General features: G+C 57.6%; 24 protein-coding genes. 13 read left to right on the forward strand and 11 right to left on the reverse strand.

The genetic code is table 11. The features are described 5' to 3' along the window. Positions 1-2 precede the first annotated feature (2 nt). On the reverse strand, positions 3-1,421 hold the full coding sequence (locus tag ALO64_RS00830) for a short-chain fatty acid transporter (protein ID WP_044343468.1): 1,419 nt from the start codon (positions 1,419-1,421) through the stop codon (positions 3-5). A 332-nt stretch (positions 1,422-1,753) separates the two neighbouring features. Between ALO64_RS00830 and ALO64_RS00835 the strand changes: the two genes are divergently transcribed. The 4 genes from ALO64_RS00835 to ALO64_RS00850 are packed head-to-tail and all read left to right on the forward strand — an operon-like array spanning position 1,754 to position 4,627. After that, entirely contained in the window at positions 1,754-2,149 is a 396-nt protein-coding gene (locus ALO64_RS00835; protein ID WP_005744985.1) for a hypothetical protein, read from the forward strand. Continuing rightward, positions 2,142-3,518: a class II fumarate hydratase gene (locus ALO64_RS00840; protein WP_002555097.1), complete on the forward strand. Its 1,377-nt coding sequence runs from the start codon at positions 2,142-2,144 to the stop codon at positions 3,516-3,518. The genes ALO64_RS00835 and ALO64_RS00840 overlap by 8 nt, the downstream gene beginning before the upstream one ends. Positions 3,519-3,552: 34 nt before the next feature. Next, positions 3,553-4,014, forward strand: coding sequence for a hypothetical protein (locus ALO64_RS00845; RefSeq protein WP_002555096.1), 462 nt, complete (start codon positions 3,553-3,555; stop codon positions 4,012-4,014). 1 nt (position 4,015) lies between these two features. Continuing rightward, positions 4,016-4,627 (forward strand): superoxide dismutase, encoded by a 612-nt coding sequence (locus tag ALO64_RS00850; protein ID WP_044344757.1) that lies wholly within the window; start codon positions 4,016-4,018, stop codon positions 4,625-4,627. Between the two features lie 184 nt (positions 4,628-4,811). Here the strand turns inward: ALO64_RS00850 and ALO64_RS00855 are convergent, their stop codons facing one another. From ALO64_RS00855 to ALO64_RS00900, 10 genes are all read right to left on the reverse strand, one after another. Then, positions 4,812-5,084, reverse strand: coding sequence for an HPr family phosphocarrier protein (locus ALO64_RS00855; RefSeq protein ID WP_002555094.1), 273 nt, complete (start codon positions 5,082-5,084; stop codon positions 4,812-4,814). A 16-nt stretch (positions 5,085-5,100) separates the two neighbouring features. Further along, positions 5,101-5,958 (reverse strand): RNase adapter RapZ, encoded by an 858-nt coding sequence (gene rapZ / locus ALO64_RS00860; protein ID WP_002555093.1) that lies wholly within the window; start codon positions 5,956-5,958, stop codon positions 5,101-5,103. 2 nt (positions 5,959-5,960) lie between these two features. Continuing rightward, entirely contained in the window at positions 5,961-6,425 is a 465-nt protein-coding gene (gene ptsN / locus ALO64_RS00865) for a PTS IIA-like nitrogen regulatory protein PtsN (protein WP_044317652.1), read from the reverse strand. 11 nt (positions 6,426-6,436) lie between these two features. Continuing rightward, complete coding sequence (hpf, locus tag ALO64_RS00870) at positions 6,437-6,745, reverse strand: ribosome hibernation-promoting factor, HPF/YfiA family (protein ID WP_044344756.1); 309 nt, start codon at positions 6,743-6,745, stop codon at positions 6,437-6,439. Positions 6,746-6,820: 75 nt separating this feature from the next. Further along, entirely contained in the window at positions 6,821-8,314 is a 1,494-nt protein-coding gene (locus ALO64_RS00875; RefSeq protein WP_044344755.1) for an RNA polymerase factor sigma-54, read from the reverse strand. A 182-nt stretch (positions 8,315-8,496) separates the two neighbouring features. Next, positions 8,497-9,222, reverse strand: coding sequence for an LPS export ABC transporter ATP-binding protein (lptB, locus tag ALO64_RS00880; RefSeq protein ID WP_002555089.1), 726 nt, complete (start codon positions 9,220-9,222; stop codon positions 8,497-8,499). Further along, positions 9,223-9,771 carry a lipopolysaccharide transport periplasmic protein LptA gene (gene lptA, locus ALO64_RS00885; RefSeq protein WP_002555088.1) on the reverse strand — a complete coding sequence of 183 codons (549 nt, stop codon included), beginning with the start codon at positions 9,769-9,771 and terminating at the stop codon, positions 9,223-9,225. After that, positions 9,758-10,330, reverse strand: coding sequence for an LPS export ABC transporter periplasmic protein LptC (gene lptC / locus ALO64_RS00890; RefSeq protein WP_044344754.1), 573 nt, complete (start codon positions 10,328-10,330; stop codon positions 9,758-9,760). Before lptC ends, lptA begins: the two co-directional genes overlap by 14 nt. Before the next feature lie 8 nt (positions 10,331-10,338). Beyond that, positions 10,339-10,878 carry a KdsC family phosphatase gene (locus ALO64_RS00895; protein WP_004666191.1) on the reverse strand — a complete coding sequence of 180 codons (540 nt, stop codon included), beginning with the start codon at positions 10,876-10,878 and terminating at the stop codon, positions 10,339-10,341. Continuing rightward, complete coding sequence (locus ALO64_RS00900; protein ID WP_044344753.1) at positions 10,878-11,852, reverse strand: KpsF/GutQ family sugar-phosphate isomerase; 975 nt, start codon at positions 11,850-11,852, stop codon at positions 10,878-10,880. Before ALO64_RS00900 ends, ALO64_RS00895 begins: the two co-directional genes overlap by 1 nt. 304 nt (positions 11,853-12,156) lie before the next feature. Between ALO64_RS00900 and ALO64_RS00905 the strand changes: the two genes are divergently transcribed. From ALO64_RS00905 to ALO64_RS26070, 9 genes are all read left to right on the forward strand, one after another. After that, positions 12,157-12,966 (forward strand): ATP-binding cassette domain-containing protein, encoded by an 810-nt coding sequence (locus tag ALO64_RS00905; protein ID WP_044344752.1) that lies wholly within the window; start codon positions 12,157-12,159, stop codon positions 12,964-12,966. Beyond that, positions 12,966-13,763, forward strand: a complete 798-nt coding sequence (mlaE, locus tag ALO64_RS00910) for a lipid asymmetry maintenance ABC transporter permease subunit MlaE (RefSeq protein ID WP_044344751.1) — start codon at positions 12,966-12,968, stop codon at positions 13,761-13,763. The genes ALO64_RS00905 and mlaE overlap by 1 nt, the downstream gene beginning before the upstream one ends. Then, positions 13,763-14,230, forward strand: coding sequence for an outer membrane lipid asymmetry maintenance protein MlaD (gene mlaD / locus ALO64_RS00915; protein ID WP_002555082.1), 468 nt, complete (start codon positions 13,763-13,765; stop codon positions 14,228-14,230). The genes mlaE and mlaD overlap by 1 nt, the downstream gene beginning before the upstream one ends. 19 nt (positions 14,231-14,249) lie before the next feature. Continuing rightward, entirely contained in the window at positions 14,250-14,900 is a 651-nt protein-coding gene (locus tag ALO64_RS00920; RefSeq protein WP_002555081.1) for an MlaC/ttg2D family ABC transporter substrate-binding protein, read from the forward strand. After that, positions 14,897-15,202 (forward strand): STAS domain-containing protein, encoded by a 306-nt coding sequence (locus tag ALO64_RS00925; RefSeq protein WP_044344750.1) that lies wholly within the window; start codon positions 14,897-14,899, stop codon positions 15,200-15,202. The genes ALO64_RS00920 and ALO64_RS00925 overlap by 4 nt, the downstream gene beginning before the upstream one ends. A 114-nt stretch (positions 15,203-15,316) precedes the next feature. Further along, entirely contained in the window at positions 15,317-15,556 is a 240-nt protein-coding gene (locus ALO64_RS00930) for a BolA family protein (RefSeq protein ID WP_002555079.1), read from the forward strand. 22 nt (positions 15,557-15,578) lie between these two features. Then, positions 15,579-16,844 (forward strand): UDP-N-acetylglucosamine 1-carboxyvinyltransferase, encoded by a 1,266-nt coding sequence (gene murA / locus ALO64_RS00935; protein WP_002555078.1) that lies wholly within the window; start codon positions 15,579-15,581, stop codon positions 16,842-16,844. A 154-nt stretch (positions 16,845-16,998) separates the two neighbouring features. Continuing rightward, entirely contained in the window at positions 16,999-17,634 is a 636-nt protein-coding gene (hisG, locus tag ALO64_RS00940; protein ID WP_002555077.1) for an ATP phosphoribosyltransferase, read from the forward strand. Between the two features lie 124 nt (positions 17,635-17,758). Beyond that, the coding region (locus ALO64_RS26070; RefSeq protein WP_408002891.1) for a histidinol dehydrogenase at positions 17,759-18,025 on the forward strand (267 nt) is incomplete at its 3' end.

Below are 18,025 nucleotides of genomic sequence, written 5' to 3' on the forward strand. Positions count from 1 at the left end.
GATCAGGGCATTACCGGTGGCGTATAGACCAGCGTATTGCCCAATGCCCAGAGCAGAAACAGCACCAGCGGCGTGTGGACCAGCAACTGCACGAACGAGAAACCGATCAGGTCACGTGCCTTGAGGCCCAGTACGCCCAGCAGCGGCAGCATGTAGAACGGATTGATCAGGTTGGGCAGCGCTTCGGCTGCATTGTAGATCTGCACCGCCCAGCCGAGGTGATACTGCAGGTCGTTGGCGACTTGCATCACGTAAGGCGCTTCAATGATCCACTTGCCGCCGCCCGACGGAATGAAGAAGCCCAGAATGGCCGAATAGACGCCCATTAGAATGGCGTAGGTGTCGTGGGAGGCAATGCTGGTAAAGAATGTCGAGATGTAGTGCGCCAGGGTCTGCGCATCAGCGCCTTTGACTGTGGTCAGTAACGCAGCAATCGAACCGTACAGGGGGAATTGAATCAATACGCCGGTGGTGGTGGGCACGGCCCGCGCTACGGCATCGAGAAAGCTGCGTGGTCGCCAGTGCAGCAACGCTCCGAGCATGATGAACAGAAAATTGTAGGTGTTGAGCCCGGAGATTGCGGTGATCGCCGGTTTGCTCGAAAACTCGCTGAACAGCCAGCCGACCCCCAGCAGCACCATCAGGATGATCAACAGCGGGCTGTATTCCAGCCATTCGCCCGGCCGTGTGCGAGGTGCCAGTGGCGGCAGGCTGAATGCCGGGTCGACACCGCAGGCTTTGGCGTCACGGGCACTGTTCGGGCCAGGGGCGGTGGCATAGGCCACGATCAGCGATATGACTACCAGCGCGGCGAGCATGACCCCGGATTGCCAGAGAAAGATGGTTTCAGTGAAAGGGATCACGCCGGTTATCGCCAGGATCGACGGCGGCAGACTGGCCGGGTTGGCCTGCAACTGTGCCGCCGAAGACGACAGCCCCAGCGCCCAGACTGCGCCCAGCCCCAGATACGCGGCAGCACCGGCTGCGCGATAATCCATGCGCAGGTCGGTACGGCGGGCGAGGGCGCGCACCAGCAGGCCGCCGAACACCAGTGACAGCCCCCAGTTGAGCAGCGAAGCCAGCATGGAAATCAGCGCCACCCATGCCACTGCCGAACGACCGTTACGCGGCACCAGGGCCAAGCGGTCGATCAGGCGCACCGCGGGCGGCGAACTGGCCACGACGTAACCGCCGATGACCACGAAGGCCATTTGCATGGTGAACGGAATCAGGCTCCAGAACCCGTCACCGAACGCTTTGGCAGCCTCGGCCGGACGTGCGCCAATGGCCAGTGTTGCCAGTGTGACGATGACCACCGCCAGCGCGGCAAATACCCATGAATCGGGAAACCAGCGTTCAGCCCATGCAGCGCAGCGCAAGGCGAATCGGGCAGAGCGGCTTTCTTCTATGTTGGCGGCCATCGGGGGCACCTCTTTTTGTAATTATTATCGGGGAGTGACTTGAACAGCCGACTATTGCGGACGCAGAGCGTCCAGAACGACAAATCCTTTGGGAGCGAAGAGGCCAGTACAGTCCCTGGATATCGGGTGTTTGAACCAACGTCTTCGTGAGCAAGCTCACTCCCACAACTGTCCGGAATCTGTGGGAGCGGACTTGTCCGCGAACTGCCGGGAACCGGCAGCAAAGCGGGCATCTCAGCATCTGTGTATGATGCACTCGCTCAAGATCGCGCTTGTAATGATTCTTTATATCATCTTAATAATGAATATCATTATTAAGATGAGCTGTGGTCATGGGGTCTGTTCTGCACGAGCTGTCTTATCTGGAAAACTGGCGTGGATTGAGTCTGCGGATTCGTTGCGCCCTTGAGCCCGACGAGCCTCGGCTGATCGAGCATTACCTCGCCGAAGGGCGCTATCTGGCGCGTTTTACCGCCACGCCCCAGCCCATGATCGCCGAAACCACTTTCCGTCTTTTGATAGACACCGCACGCGATACGGCATTGCCGTGGCACTGGCGCTGCCTGTGTCTGGATCAGGCCTGGCGTCCACTGCGTGATTTACAGGCAATCGCCTCCACGCCTGCGCGGCGTCAGCGCTGGCAAGCCTGTGTTCATCAACTGGCGACCTGCGTGCTACAGCCCTCGATTTCCCTCTCTGAACTGGTGCAAGGACATTGCGATGAGTAATACCCGTATCGAACGCGACAGCATGGGCCAGCTACAGGTCCCGGTCGAGGCCCTTTACGGCGCGCAGACTCAGCGTGCGGTGGAAAACTTTCCGATCAGCCATCAACGCATGCCCCGCCAATTCATTCGTGCCCTGTTGCTGGCCAAGGCGGCTGCAGCGCAGGCGAACCTGGAGCTGGAGCAGATCAGCGAGGGGCAGAGCAGGGCGATTGTCAGTGCCGTGAAAGACCTGCTGGCCAGTGACTACATGGCGCATTTTCCGGTGGATATCTTTCAGACCGGTTCCGGCACCAGTACCAACATGAACGCCAACGAGGTGATCGCCACGCTGGCCACGCGTGTGCTGGGCGAAGAGGTCAACCCCAATGACCACGTCAACTGCGGGCAGAGCAGCAACGACATTATCCCGACCACGATTCATGTGAGCGCTGCACTGGCTCTGCACGAACAACTGCTGCCTGCGCTGGCCCATCTGGTGCAAGTGACCGAACACAAAGCCGAGCAGGTCCATGCCTTCGTCAAGACTGGTCGTACGCATCTGATGGACGCCATGCCCGTGCGCATGAGCCAGGTGCTCAACGGTTGGTCACAGCAGATTCGCGCCAACGTCGAGCATCTGCAAGGTCTCCAGCCGAGCCTTCAGTCACTAGCACAGGGCGGCACCGCAGTCGGTACCGGGATCAACGCGCATCCTGAGTTTTCGGCTCGTTTCAGTCGTCAGTTGAGCACGTTGACCGGTGTGCAATTCGCACCTGGCAAGAACCTGTTCGCGTTGATCGGTTCGCAGGACACCGCGGTCGCGGTATCCGGCCAGCTCAAGGCCACGGCGGTATCGCTGATGAAAATTGCCAACGACCTGCGCTGGATGAATTCGGGGCCACTGGCAGGGCTGGGTGAGATCGAGCTGGAGGCATTGCAGCCGGGCTCATCGATCATGCCGGGTAAGGTCAACCCGGTCATTCCGGAAGCCACCGCCATGGTTGCCGCGCAAGTGATCGGCAACGACGCGACGATTACCGTGGCGGGGCAGTCCGGCAACTTCGAACTTAACGTGATGCTACCGATCATCGCCCAGAACCTGCTCAGCAGCATCGAGCTGCTGGCCAATTCCAGTCGGCTGCTGGCTGACAAAGCGATTGCGAGCTTCAAGGTCAATGAATCCAAGCTCAAGGAAGCGCTGTCGCGTAATCCGATTCTGGTGACGGCCCTCAACCCGATCATTGGCTATCAGAAAGCCGCCGAAATCGCCAAGACCGCTTACAAGCAGGGCCGTCCGGTCATTGACGTCGCCCTTGAGCACACTGATTTGCAACGTAGCGAACTGGAAGTGTTGCTCAACCCTGAAAAACTCACCGCTGGCGGTATTTGATTCCAGCCAGCCAACGTCCCCTGGAGGTATGACCATGCAGCATTGGAAACGCACTATCGAGCAGGCCAATCGCTGTTTCAATCTGGGCGAGTGGGTCGAAGCCCGCGAGCTTTACCTTCAGGCGCTGGCGTTGGCGCAAGTGTTGTTCGAGCGTTGGGCGGATGTCGACGAGGCCGTCGCGGCCTGTGTGATTTCTCACCACAACCTGGCGGACCTGCACCTGAGCCTCGATCAGCCTGAGGAAAGCGCTGAATACCTGTGTGCCATTCATCAACATCTGTTGCGGACCATGCAGGATCAGCGTCTTCCTCCGGCGCTCCGTGAGGCAGCCTTGCGCCACAGCAGCAAAACCTACGCCGAGTTGCTGAGCTTTATCAGTGAACACGGCGAATACCCGCGCACTCATCGGTTGTTGAACAGCAGCAGCGAGCACACGCGCTCATCGTTGCAGCGCCACTCGGCAGCCACTTCCGGACTTTTCTACGGAGCACATTGAAATGCCTTATACCTTGCCTGCACTGCCTTACGCATACGATGCCTTGGAGCCGCACATCGATGCGCAAACCATGGAGATCCACTACACCAGGCATCACCAGACCTACATCAACAACCTTAATGCTGCGATCGAAGGCACCGAGTTTGCTGACTGGTCCATCGAGAAGCTGGTGGCCAGCATCAAGCAGTTGCCTGAAAACCTGCGTCCGGCGGTCATCAACCAGGGTGGCGGTCACGCGAATCATTCGTTGTTCTGGGAGGTGATGGTGCCAGGCGGAGGCGGTTTGCCCAAAGGCCCTGTCGCTTTGGCCATCGACGAGCAGCTGGGTGGCTACGACAGATTCAAGGAAGCGTTTACCAAAGCCGCATTGACCCGTTTCGGCAGCGGCTGGGCATGGCTGAGCGTCACCCCCGACAAAAAGCTGGTGGTTGAAAGCAGCGGTAATCAGGACAGCCCGTTGATGAATGGCAATACGCCGATTCTGGGTCTGGATGTATGGGAGCACGCTTACTACCTGCGCTATCAGAACCGTCGCCCCGAATACATCAACGCGTTCTACAACGTGATCAATTGGGATGAAGTGTCTCGACGTTATCAGGCCGCTCTGGCCTGACTCCCGTAACCGGGCTCAAGGCAGCTTATGCGCTCAGGAATATTCGCTCTCAGCGGTGTGCGGTTGTTGCGGCTCGTCGTAGGCACCGGGCTGCTGTTGGCAGGTATGTCGTTACTGATTGCTCACGGTTTGAGCTGGTTGCGGATGCACTGCTGGTGACCTTGGAAGGGGCGTATTTGAGGGCTTACTCGCCCTCATCAAACTTGTTGTTGATCAGTTCAACCAGGCCATCGAGCGCTTCCTGCTCGAATTCGCCTTCGGTTTTCAGATGGATTTCGGTGCCTTTGCCTGCCGCCAGCATCATCACGGCCATGATGCTTTTACCATCGACCATGGTCTGCTCAGAGCGGCCAACCCTGATCGTGCAAGGGAACTTGCCTGCGACGCCGACGAATTTGGCGGCAGCGCGGGCATGCAGGCCCAATTTGTTGATGATGGTGATTTGACGAGCGGGCATCGCAGTGAAAATCCTTTCAGCTAAGGTCGCGGTGGCGAACCTGAACGTTCTTGAGTGATTGTTGCAAGACCTGGCCGAGCCGTTCGGTCAGGTAGACGGAGCGGTGATGTCCGCCGGTGCAGCCGATGGCAATGGTAACGTAAGAACGGTTGCTGGCTGCAAACCGGGGCAACCATTTGTTCAGATAAGCGAAGATGTCCTGAAACATCTCTTCAACATCGGGTTGCACCGACAGGTAGTCGATAACCGGTTGTTCAAGCCCGGAATGGTCGCGCAGTTCAGGCTTCCAGTACGGGTTGGGCAGGCAGCGCACATCGAATACCAGATCTGCGTCGACGGGCATGCCACGCTTGAAACCAAAGGATTCGATCAGAAACGCAGTGCCTGGCTCGGGCTTGTTCAGCAGGCGAAGCTTGAGTGCGTCGCGCAACTGATAGAGGTTCAGGTGGGTGGTGTTGATTTTCAGGTCGGCCAGATCGATGATCGGGCCCAGCAGCGTTGTCTCGTCGCGTATCGCCTCGGCCAGCGAACGATCTGCCGTGCTCAAAGGATGACGACGCCTGGTTTCCGAGAAGCGTTTGAGAAGGGTTGCTTCATCCGCATCCAGGTAAAGCACGTCGCACTGGATGTTGCGTGAGCGGACTTCATCCAGCATTTGCGGAAAGCGGGTCAGGTGACTGGGCAGGTTTCGCGCATCGATGGACACCGCCAGCAAGGGCTCGGCCAGTTCAGTATTGATCAGCGCTCGCTCGGCCAGTTCCGGCAGCAGTCCGGCAGGCAGGTTGTCGACACAGTAAAAACCGTTGTCTTCCAGCACGTCGAGGGCTGTACTTTTACCCGAGCCGGAACGGCCGCTGACGATGATCATGCGCATGTTCAGTTTCCGTTCTGCACGTCCAGCACCACTTGATAAAGCGCTTCGGCACTTTTGGCACTGCGCAGGCGCTTACGCACATCTTTGTCATCAAGCATGCTGGCGATCTGGCGCAATAACTCCAGATGCTCATCAGTAGCGGCTTGCGGGACCAGCAATACAAACAGCAGGTCAACCGGCGCGCCATCGATGGCGTCGAAATCCACGGGGGTAGCGAGGTGAATGACTGCACTGACAGGCTCGCTGCAGTCAGCAAGGCGGCAATGAGGGATGGCAATACCGTTGCCGAAACCGGTTGAACCCAGTTTTTCGCGGGCAACAAGACTTGCGAATACTGTCTCCGAAACCATGCCCGGTACTTCACGACCGATCAGGTTGGCAATTTCTTCGAGTACACGCTTTTTACTGCCACCCGGCACGTTCACAAGGGAGCGGCCGGGGGTCAGGATATTTTCAATTCGGATCATTTAAATGGGCGTTAGCGAGCGACCGCACCTTTGAGGATGCTTTGCTGCTTTTCCTTATGCTTGAGCAATTGTCGGTCTAGCTTGTCAGTGAGCAGGTCGATGGCAGCATACATATCGTCATGTTCAGCATTGGCAACGACCTCTCCACCATGGATGTGCAACGTGGCTTCGATCTTCTGCTTGAGCTTTTCGACCGTCATCGTGACCTGCACGTTGGTAATCTTGTCAAAATGCCCCTCGAGCTTTTTGAGCTTGAGCTCAACGTATTCACGAAGGGGTTTGGTCACTTCCAGTTGGTGTCCACTGATGTTGACTTGCATACAGCTTTCTCCTTTGCCAGTGCATAAAGAGGCAGGCATGGCTCCTGTCTCTGGGACGCTGTGGCTGGGCCTGCATCACATCAGCCGCTTGCGCTCACTGGAAGGCGCTATCCCGAGTGACTCGCGGTACTTGGCGACTGTGCGGCGGGCTACTTGAATGCCTTGTGCCTCCAGTAAACCAGCGATCTTGCTATCACTCAACGGCTTTTTCTGATTTTCCGCCGCAACCAGTTTTTTGATGATTGCGCGAATTGCCGTGGACGAGCATTCACCGCCCTCGGAAGTGCTCACATGGCTCGAGAAGAAGTATTTCAGCTCGTAAATGCCGCGTGGCGTGTGCATGAACTTCTGGGTGGTCACGCGCGAGATGGTCGATTCATGCATGCCCACTGCCTCGGCAATGTCGTGCAGGACAAGCGGCTTCATCGCCTCGTCGCCGTACTCAAGAAAGCCGCGCTGATGTTCGACGATCTGGGTGGCGACTTTCATCAGTGTCTCGTTGCGGCTTTGCAGGCTCTTGATGAACCAGCGCGCCTCTTGCAACTGATTGCGCATGAAGGTGTTGTCCGCGCTGGTATCGGCCCGGCGTACAAAACCTGCATATTGCGGATTGACACGCAGGCGCGGTACGGACTCCTGATTGAGCTCGACCAGCCAGCGCTCGTTGTCCTTGCGCACGATCACATCCGGAATGACGTACTCGGCTTCTGTGGATTCGATTTGTGAGCCAGGGCGCGGGTTGAGGCTCTGGACCAGCTCGATGACCTGGCGCAGCTCGTCTTCCTTGAGCTTCATGCGCCGCATCAACTGGCCGTAATCGCGACTTCCCAGCAGGTCGATGTAGTCGGTGACCAACCGTTGCGCTTCCATCAGCCAAGGTGTTTTGGCTGGCAACTGGCAAAGCTGCAGGAGCAGGCATTCGCTCAGGTTTCGGGCGCCGATGCCTGCCGGCTCAAACTGCTGGATGCGGTGCAGTACGGCTTCGATTTCGTCGAGTTCGATGTCCAGCTCGGGATCGAAAGACTCGAGAATCTCCTCGAGCGTTTCGTCCAGATAGCCCTGGTTGTTGATGCAGTCGATCAGCGTAACCGCCACCAGGCGGTCCTTGTCGGACATCGGGGCGACGTTCAATTGCCACAGCAGGTGGCTTTGCAGGCTTTCGCCTGCAGATGTGCGTGTGGTGAAGTCCCACTCGTCATCATCGTTGCTTGGCAGGCTGCTGGCGCTGGTCTGGTAGATGTCTTCCCATGCGGTATCGACGGGCAGTTCGTTGGGAATGCGCTCGTTCCATTCGCCGTCTTCAAGGTTATCCACGGTAGGCGCGGATTCCTGGTAGGTCGGTTCCTGAACGTCGGGGTTGGGCTTTTGTTCGATGTTGTCGGCAAGCGGGTCGGAGTTGTCGAAGTCGTCGCCTTCTTCCTGCCGTTCCAGCATGGGGTTCGATTCCAGCGCCTCCTGGATCTCCTGCTGGAGGTCCAGTGTGGAAAGCTGGAGTAAGCGGATTGCCTGTTGCAACTGCGGTGTCATCGTCAGCTGCTGGCCCATTCTCAAGACTAGCGATGGTTTCATGGCAGGGGCTAAACACCTTATTCGCCGGCGCTCATGCGCCATCTACTACAGGCGCCGGAGCGCCAACTTAAGCAAATTATATGCCTGAAACCTGTACCTTTGCCTAGAGTGGTATGACAAATAAAATATTGTCAACACACTGCACTGGCATCAATCGGCCGCTAAGCGCAAAGGGCAGTCGATTAAAGGCGGAATTCGTGGCCGAGGTAGACCTCTTTCACCAGTTGATTCGCCAGAATGGTCTCGGAATCGCCTTCTGCGATCAGCTGTCCATCGTTGACGATGTAGGCAGTTTCGCAGATGTCCAGCGTTTCACGGACGTTGTGGTCGGTGATCAGTACGCCGATACCCTTGGCCTTGAGGTGGTGAATGATCTGCTTGATATCACCTACCGAAATAGGGTCTACGCCTGCGAAAGGTTCATCCAGCAGGATGAATTTCGGCGCAGTGGCCAGGGCGCGGGCAATTTCCACGCGGCGGCGCTCGCCGCCCGACAGGCTCATGCCCAGGTTGTCGCGAATGTGGGTGATGTGAAACTCCTGCAAGAGGCTTTCGAGCTCCTTGCGGCGTGCTCCGGCATCGAGTTCCTTGCGGGTCTCGAGAATCGCCATGATGTTGTCGGACACTGAAAGCTTGCGGAAAATCGAGGCTTCCTGCGGCAGGTAGCCGATGCCGGCTCGGGCGCGACCGTGCATGGGTTGATGGCTGACATCCAGATCGTCAATCAGCACGCGACCCTGATCAGCCTGGACCAGACCTACGATCATGTAGAAGCAGGTGGTCTTGCCGGCACCGTTGGGGCCCAGCAGGCCGACGATCTGGCCGCTGTCGATGGAAATGCTCACATCGCGCACGACCTGCCGGCTTTTGTAGCTTTTAGCCAGATGCTGGGCTTTGAGCGTCGCCATTTACTGGGCCTTCTGAGGTTGGTCGGTTTTCTTTTTCGGCTGGATGACCATGTCGATACGCGGACGTGGTGTGGTCACCTTGGCACCGCCATTGGCCCGACCGGCGCTGACGACCTGTCTGACCGTGTCATAAACGATTTTCTCGCCTTCGGAAGTATTGCCATCATTGATGACCTTGGCCTTGTCGATGAGGACGATACGGTCCTGCCCGGCGTAGTACTGAATAGTGACGGCATAGGCCTGCACAATCGGTTTGTCTACGGCAGGCTTCTGCTCGTAATAGGCCAGATTGCCGACAGAGGTGAACACATCCACTTCGCCCTGGGCATTACGCGTGATCGTCACAGTGTTACCGGTGATCTTCATCGAGCCCTGGGTGATGATGACGTTGCCCTTGTAGGTTGCTACGCCTTTCTTGTCATCGAGCTGAGCATCGTCAGACTGGATGTGGATCGGCTGATCGCGGTCGGTTGGCAGGGACCAGGCGCTCGCGCTTCCCAGTGCTGCGCCCAGGCCGAGCAATAAAGGAAGAGTTTTAACGAGCCTCATACTGTCCTCTTACGTTGGACAGCAGGTCCATCCTGCTGTCTTTCAAATATGCTTTCATTCCCTTGGCCGTAGTCGCACCGCCGGCGCCGTCGATTCTAACGTCTTGCTCGGTCTGCGCATATTGCTTCTGAGGGAATACGGTCATTCGACTGGTAGTGATAATAGTCGTACGTTGTTTTTCATCGGTACGCTCGACACGAACGGAATCGATCAGCTCGACCTGGTCGCCGCCGGACGAAACTTCGCCTTTCTTGCTCTGTACGTGCCATGGAAACTCGCCACCGCGGTACATGTGCAGGTCGGGCGTGGTCAACAGGGTCACGTCAGTGGCTTTCACGTGCTCGACCTTGTCGGAGGTCATGTCGTACTGAAGCGTGCCATCGGGCAGGTACTGCACGCTGTGGGCATTAATCGCATAGTAGTCGATGACCGTGTCGTCAACGGTCGACACCGGCTGATCCATAAAACTTTCCGGGCTGATATTCCAGTAACCGACCGCTGCCAGCAGCAGCGCCAGTACCCCGAGCAGCAGGAACTTGCGAATTTTTTTAGTGAACATAATGGCTTCTATAAATAGACGGAGTGAGCCGCTTCAAGGTTGCCTTGCGCACTCAGAATCAGTTCGCAGAATTCGCGTGCCGCACCTTCGCCGCCCCGCGCTCTGGTTATTCCGTGTGCATGCTCGCGTACAAAACTCGCGGCATTGGCAACCGCCATGCCCAGACCGACGCGCCTGATGACTGGCAAGTCTGGCAGATCATCACCCAGATAGGCGACTTGTTCGTAACCAAGCTGGAGTTCTGCGAGCAGTTTGTCCAGTACTACCAACTTGTCTTCACGTCCCTGAAACAGGTGTTCAATGCCCAGGCTCTTTGCCCGGCGCTCGACTATCGCAGTCTTGCGGCCGCTGATAATGGCTGTTGTGACGCCTGAGGCTATCAGCATTTTTATGCCTTGGCCGTCGAGAGTGTTGAATGTCTTGATCTCGCTGCCATCTTCCATGAAGTAAAGGCGGCCGTCGGTCAGTACGCCATCGACGTCGAAAACGGCCAGCTTGATAGCCTTGCCGCGTTGCATGAGGTCCTGGGTCATCGTTTCGGTTTCCATTACATGACGCCTGCGCGCAAAAGATCCTGCAAGTTGAACGCGCCAACCGGCCGACCGTACTGGTCTACGACAACAAGCGCACTGATTTTGTTGTCCTCCATGATTTTCAGCGCTTCGGCGGCCAGCATTTCTGCATGGGCCGTCTTGCCGTGAAGGGTCATGACTTCATCAATGATGGTCTGGCGAATATCGACGGGGCGGTCCAGCGTTCTGCGCAAATCGCCGTCGGTGAAGATACCGGCCAGTGTGCCGTCAGCTTCGACAATCGCGGTCATGCCCAGGCCCTTGCGGGTCATTTCCAGCAGCGCATCTCTGAGCAGCGTGCCGCGTTGAACGCTGGGCAGTGCGTCGCCGGAGTGCATGACATTCTCGACCTTGAGCAACAGGCGACGGCCCAGCGCGCCACCCGGATGGGAGAATGCAAAGTCTTCAGCGGTGAAACCCCGTGCGTCCAGCAGCGCCACGGCCAGCGCGTCGCCCATGACCAGTGCGGCGGTGGTCGAAGAGGTCGGTGCCAGATTGAGCGGGCAGGCCTCGTGCACGACATGAGCGTTGAGATTGATGTCGGCAGCCTTGGCCAGAATGGACTCGGGGTCGCCGGTCAGGCTGATCATCTTTATGCCCAGACGCTTGATCAGTGGCAGCAGGGTCACGATCTCGTGGGTGCTGCCGGAGTTCGACAGGGCCAGGATGATGTCATCGCGGGTGATCATGCCCATGTCGCCATGACTGGCTTCAGCTGGATGCACGAAAAAAGAGGTAGTGCCCGTGCTCGCCAGTGTGGCGGCAATCTTGTTGCCGATGTGTCCGGACTTGCCCATGCCGACCACAACAACTCGGCCTTTGCTGGCGAGGATCATTTCGCACGCGCGCACGAAATCGCCGTCAAGACGTTCAAGCAAGCCTTGTATGGCTTCTATCTCAAGGCGAATGGTGCGTTGCGCCGATTGGATCAGGTCACTGGATTGGTTCATGTCTGGAAAGGGTCAGCCTGCTGAAAGGCGGCGATTATAGCGGTAATGAACGATTCCCTCACGTCTGATCGTCGTTGTGTTGTTTTTAAACGAATTTCCTACGCACTTGAGGGTCTGTATCCACGCCTGATGCCATAACATTGTGGTACAGAATAATTCAACGATTACCTGAACCGCTCGGTTCTCTTCTTGGGGGCGGGTGGCGGCGGTGGTATAGTTCGCGGCCTGTTCGGCGCGCCTGGACAGCTGGTCGGCCTCCAAGAACCGACGGCTGAGGGCGGAGGCTGTATCGCAAGGAGTTTAGATGAGTCCTGATGACGCCTATGCGGTCGAGTTGAAAGGTGTGTCTTTCAAACGCGGTACGCGCAGCATTTTCAATAACGTTGATATTCGTATTCCGCGGGGCAAGGTCACCGGGATCATGGGGCCGTCCGGTTGTGGCAAGACTACCTTGCTGCGCTTGATGGGGGCTCAGTTGCGTCCAAGCGAAGGGCAGGTGTGGGTCAATGGTCAGAACCTGCCTGAGCTGTCGCGCAGTGATCTGTTCGATGCTCGCAAGCAGATGGGCGTGTTGTTTCAGAGCGGAGCACTGTTTACCGATCTGGACGTTTTCGAAAACGTCGCTTTTCCCTTGCGCGTGCACACCGAACTGCCGGAAGAAATGATCCGTGACATCGTGCTGCTCAAGCTCCAGGCAGTGGGCCTGCGTGGTGCGGTCGAACTGATGCCCGACGAACTGTCGGGTGGCATGAAACGCCGTGTCGCGCTGGCCCGGGCCATCGCTCTCGATCCGCAGATTCTCATGTATGACGAGCCCTTCGTAGGGCAGGACCCGATTGCGATGGGCGTGCTGGTACGCCTGATCCGCTTGCTCAACGACGCATTGGGCATCACCAGTATCGTGGTGTCCCATGACCTCAGCGAGACATCGAGCATTGCCGACTATCTCTATGTAGTGGGTGACGGGCAGGTGCTGGGGCAGGGCACGCCTGAAGAACTGATGTCCTCGGACAACCCACGCATTCGTCAATTCATGACCGGCGAGCCTGATGGCCCTGTACCGTTCCACTATCCGGCGCCGGATTTTCGCGAAGATCTATTGGGGAAGCGCTGATGCGCAATAAGTCACTGATGGACCGGGTACGCCTGTTGGGGCGTTCGGCCATTGATATTGTTACTGTTCTGGGTCGTTCCGGTCTGTTTCTGGTAAACGCCCTGCTTGGCCGCGGCGGTGCGGGCAGTAGTTTTCAACTGCTGGTAAGGCAGCTGTATTCGGTTGGTGTCATGTCGCTGGTCATCATCGTGGTGTCCGGCATGTTCATCGGCATGGTGCTGGCGCTACAGGGCTTCAGCATTCTGACCAAGTACGGCTCCGAGCAGGCCGTTGGCCAGATGGTCGCACTGACTCTGCTGCGTGAGCTGGGGCCTGTGGTTACAGCCCTGCTGTTCGCCGGGCGTGCAGGTTCTGCGCTGACCGCCGAGATCGGCAACATGAAATCCACCGAACAGCTGTCGAGCCTTGAGATGATCGGTGTCGATCCACTCAAGTACATCGTTGCGCCACGCCTGTGGGCAGGTTTCATCTCGATGCCGATTCTGGCGATGATTTTCAGTGTGGTCGGTATCTGGGGCGCTTCCTGGGTAGCGATCGATTGGCTGGGCGTCTATGACGGTTCTTTCTGGTCGAACATGCAGAACAGCGTTTCTTTCACGAACGATGTGCTCAATGGGGTGATCAAAAGCGTCGTATTTGCCTTCGTGGTGACATGGATTGCCGTTTTCCAGGGGTACGATTGCGATCCTACTTCCGAGGGGATCAGCCGCGCGACGACCAGAACCGTCGTTTACGCCTCGTTGGCCGTGCTGGGACTGGACTTTATTTTTACCGCCTTGATGTTTGGAGATTTCTGATGCAAAACCGCGCCATCGAAACCGGAGTCGGTCTGTTCCTGCTGGCCGGGATACTGGCTCTGCTCCTGCTGGCCCTGCGAGTCAGTGGTCTGAGCACGAGCGCGAGCACCGACACTTATAAACTTTATGCCTACTTCGACAATATTGCCGGTTTGACTGTCAGAGCCAAGGTAAGCATGGCTGGCGTCACGATCGGCAAGGTGACGGCGATCGATCTGGATCACGACACCTTCACCGGTCGCGTCACGCTGGAGATTCAAAAGAAGGTCGATAACCTGCCTTCCGATTCCACGGCGTCGATCCTGACTGCTGGCCTGCTGGGTGAGAAGTACATTGGTCTCAGCGTCGGTGGCGATGACAAGCTGCTCAAAGACGGTGCAACCATTCATGACACGCAGTCGTCGCTTGTGCTGGAAGACCTGATCGGGAAATTCCTGCTCAATACCGTAAGCAAAGACGCCAAGTAAGCCAAGTAAGGAGCTTTAAATGATCTCTATCCTGCGCCGTGGTCTGTTGATATTGCTGGCCACCTTGCCGATGCTGGCCAACGCTGCGGCAACGCCCTCAGCTCACGATCTGGTGGAACGTACCACCAAGGAGCTGTTGAGTGACCTGGCGACCAACCGTGAGCAGTACAAGTCGAATCCGAGTGCCTTCTACGATGCACTGAACCGCATTGTCGGTCCTGTCGTGGATGCCGATGGCATTTCCAAAAGCATCATGACCGTGAAGTACTCCCGCAAGGCGAGCCCTGAGCAGGTGAAGCGTTTCGAGGAAAACTTCAAGCGCAGCCTGATGCAGTTCTACGGCAATGCCTTGCTTGAATTCAACAACCAGGGCATCACCGTCGCACCTGCCAAGGACGAAGGCGATGACCGCACCAGCGTTGACATGCAGGTCAAGGGCAATAACGGCGCGATCTATCCGGTTTCCTACACGCTGGTCAAGCTGAACGGCGAGTGGAAAGTGCGTAACGTTGTCATCAACGGTATCAATATCGGCAAGCTGTTCCGTGATCAGTTCGCCGATGCCATGCAGCGCAACGGCAACAACCTGGATACCACCATCAACAACTGGGCTGGCGAAGTGGCCAAGACCAAGTCCACCGTAGACGCTGCGCAGAAGCCTGCACAATGACAGAGTCCGCCGTCCGCCTCGTCGGGCCTGGCGAGCTCAGGCTGATTGGTGTGCTGGATTACCGCACCGGGCCACAGCTGCGCAAGCAGGGTGCGGCGCTGATCAAGTCGGGTGATCTGGCCGATCTGGCACTTGATTGCTCGGGCGTCGAGAAATCCAGCAGCGTAGGCCTCGCCTTGCTGCTGGCTTTCATGCGTGATGCACAGGAGGCAGGCAAGTCGATCACTGTCCGCTCGCTGCCTGAAGACATGCGTCAGATAGCCCGTGTATCAGGTCTGACCGAGCTACTGGACACCCACTGACAGGCGTCATCGAAAAAGCCCTTTATCCGGGACCTGCTTGTCGGGCTTCGCATAACATGGGCTTTTTTGTATGATGGCCGACCCGCGCGCGTACAGCGCCGATCGAGGTTAAGCATGCAGGCCGTAGAAGTTAAAAGCTTCCTTGAAGGAAAGCTGCCGGAAATCAAAGTGGAAGTCGAAGGCGAAGGCTGCAACTTCCAGCTGAATATTATCAGCGATGAGTTGGCCGGCCTGAGTCCGGTCAAGCGTCAGCAACAGATTTATACCCATCTGAACCCCTGGATTGCCGATGGCAGCATCCACGCGGTGACCATGAAATTTTTCAGCCGCGCTGCATGGGCCGAGCGTTCCTGAGCCAATTGGTGTCGAGACTCTAATGGATAAATTGATTATTACCGGCGGCGTTCGTCTTGATGGCGAAATTCGCATCTCCGGGGCAAAGAACTCTGCCTTGCCGATCCTTGCCGCCACATTGCTGGCTGACGGGCCGGTTACTGTTCAGAACCTGCCCCACCTGCACGACATCACCACCATGATCGAGCTGTTCGGTCGCATGGGCATCGAGCCTGTGATCGATGAAAAGCTCAGCGTCGAGATCGACCCGCGCACCATCAAGACTCTGGTCGCCCCGTACGAACTGGTGAAAACCATGCGTGCGTCGATTCTGGTATTGGGCCCGATGGTCGCTCGCTTCGGCGAGGCCGAAGTGGCGCTGCCAGGCGGCTGCGCCATTGGTTCTCGTCCGGTTGATCTGCATATTCGTGGTCTTGAGGCCATGGGCGCGATCATCGATGTCGAGGGTGGCTACATCAAGGCCAAGGCACCCGAGGGTGGCTTGCGTGGTGCCAACTTCTTCTTCGATACCGTGAGTGTGACCGGTACTGAAAACATCATGATGGCCGCCAGCCTCGCCAACGGCCGCAGCGTTCTGCAGAACGCTGCTCGCGAGCCCGAGGTTGTCGATCTGGCCAACTTCCTGATCGCGATGGGCGCAAAAATTCACGGCGCAGGCACCGACACCATCACTATCGATGGCGTCAAGCGTCTGGGCCCGGCCACCTACAAGGTCATGCCTGACCGTATCGAGACCGGCACCTATCTGGTAGCCGCTGCCGTTACCGGTGGTCGCGTCAAGGTCAAGGACACTGATCCGACCATCCTTGAAGCGGTGCTGCTCAAGCTTCAGGAAGCCGGTGCCGAAGTCACGACCGGTGAAGACTGGATCGAGCTGAACATGCACGGCAAGCGTCCAAAGGCTGTCAACGTGCGTACCGCGCCGTATCCTGCGTTTCCGACCGACATGCAGGCGCAGTTCATCTCGCTCAATGCGATTGCCGAAGGTACGGGTGCGGTCATCGAGACCATCTTTGAAAACCGCTTCATGCACGTGTATGAAATGCACCGCATGGGCGCTCAGATCCAGGTTGAAGGCAACACTGCCATTGTCACCGGCACCGAAGTGCTCAAGGGCGCGCCAGTCATGGCGACCGACCTGCGTGCATCGGCCAGTCTGGTGATCTCTGCGCTGGTTGCCCAGGGCGACACGCTGATCGACCGCATCTACCACATCGACCGTGGTTACGAGTGCATCGAAGAGAAGCTGCAAATGCTGGGCGCCAAGATCCGCCGCGTTCCGGGCTAGTAGCGCGTGGCCCTGATGCCACTGGCATCGGAGCCGCCTGTTCTGTCGCGGGTGTGATTTCTGATTCGTTTCACTTCAGGCCGAACACGCTTGAGGGTTGTCATGCGCCGCTTGCGTCGTGACAAAAGTTTCCTGATAAGGACTTACGTTTCCCATGTTGACCATCGCACTGTCCAAGGGCCGCATTCTTGACGACACCCTGCCGCTTCTCGCTGAAGCGGGCATCGTGCCGACCGAGAATCCGGACAAGAGCCGCAAGCTCATCATCCCCACGACTCAGGCCGATGTGCGCCTGCTGATCGTGCGTGCCACCGATGTGCCGACCTATGTCGAGCATGGTGCCGCCGATCTGGGCGTCGCGGGCAAGGATGTGTTGATGGAATATACCGGCCAGGGCCTTTACGAGCCTCTGGACCTGCAGATTGCCAAGTGCAAGCTGATGACTGCCGGTGCCATCGGTGCGGTCGAGCCCAAGGGCCGTCTGCGCGTGGCGACCAAGTTCGTCAACGTTGCCAAGCGTTACTACGCCGAACAGGGTCGTCAGGTCGATATAATCAAGCTGTACGGTTCCATGGAGCTGGCACCGCTGATCGGTCTGGCAGACAAGATCATCGACGTAGTCGACACCGGTAATACCTTGCGAGCCAATGGCCTTGAGCCTCAGGAACTGATCGCTACCATCAGCTCGCGTCTGGTAGTCAACAAGGCTTCCATGAAGATGCAGCACGCACGCATTCAGGCCCTCATCGACACCCTGCGCAAGGCAGTGGAGTCGCGACACCGTAGCTGATTCATTCACGCAACGTTGAGTTGCGTCCAGCTATCCGTGTCATAGCCAAATTTCTCAGGTGCCTGCGCGGATAGCTTGGTAGCTTTAGGCTCCTGAGCATCCGCCAATTATTGAGGCCCCCGCTATGACCACGCCCACTGCAATTCGCCGACTCGACGCTGCTGACCCGGATTTCGCACGACATCTGGATCACCTGCTGAGCTGGGAAAGCGTGTCTGACGACTCGGTCAACCAGCGCGTGCTCGACATCATCAAGGCGGTACGTGATCGCGGCGACGAGGCGTTGGTCGAGTTCACCCAGAAGTTTGACGGGCTGCAGGTCGCGTCGATGGCCGACCTGATTCTGCCTCGCGAGCGCTTGGGACTGGCATTGACCCGCATCACGCCGGTG

Source organism: Pseudomonas meliae, assembly GCF_001400515.1.
Lineage (GTDB): Bacteria > Pseudomonadota > Gammaproteobacteria > Pseudomonadales > Pseudomonadaceae > Aquipseudomonas > Aquipseudomonas amygdali.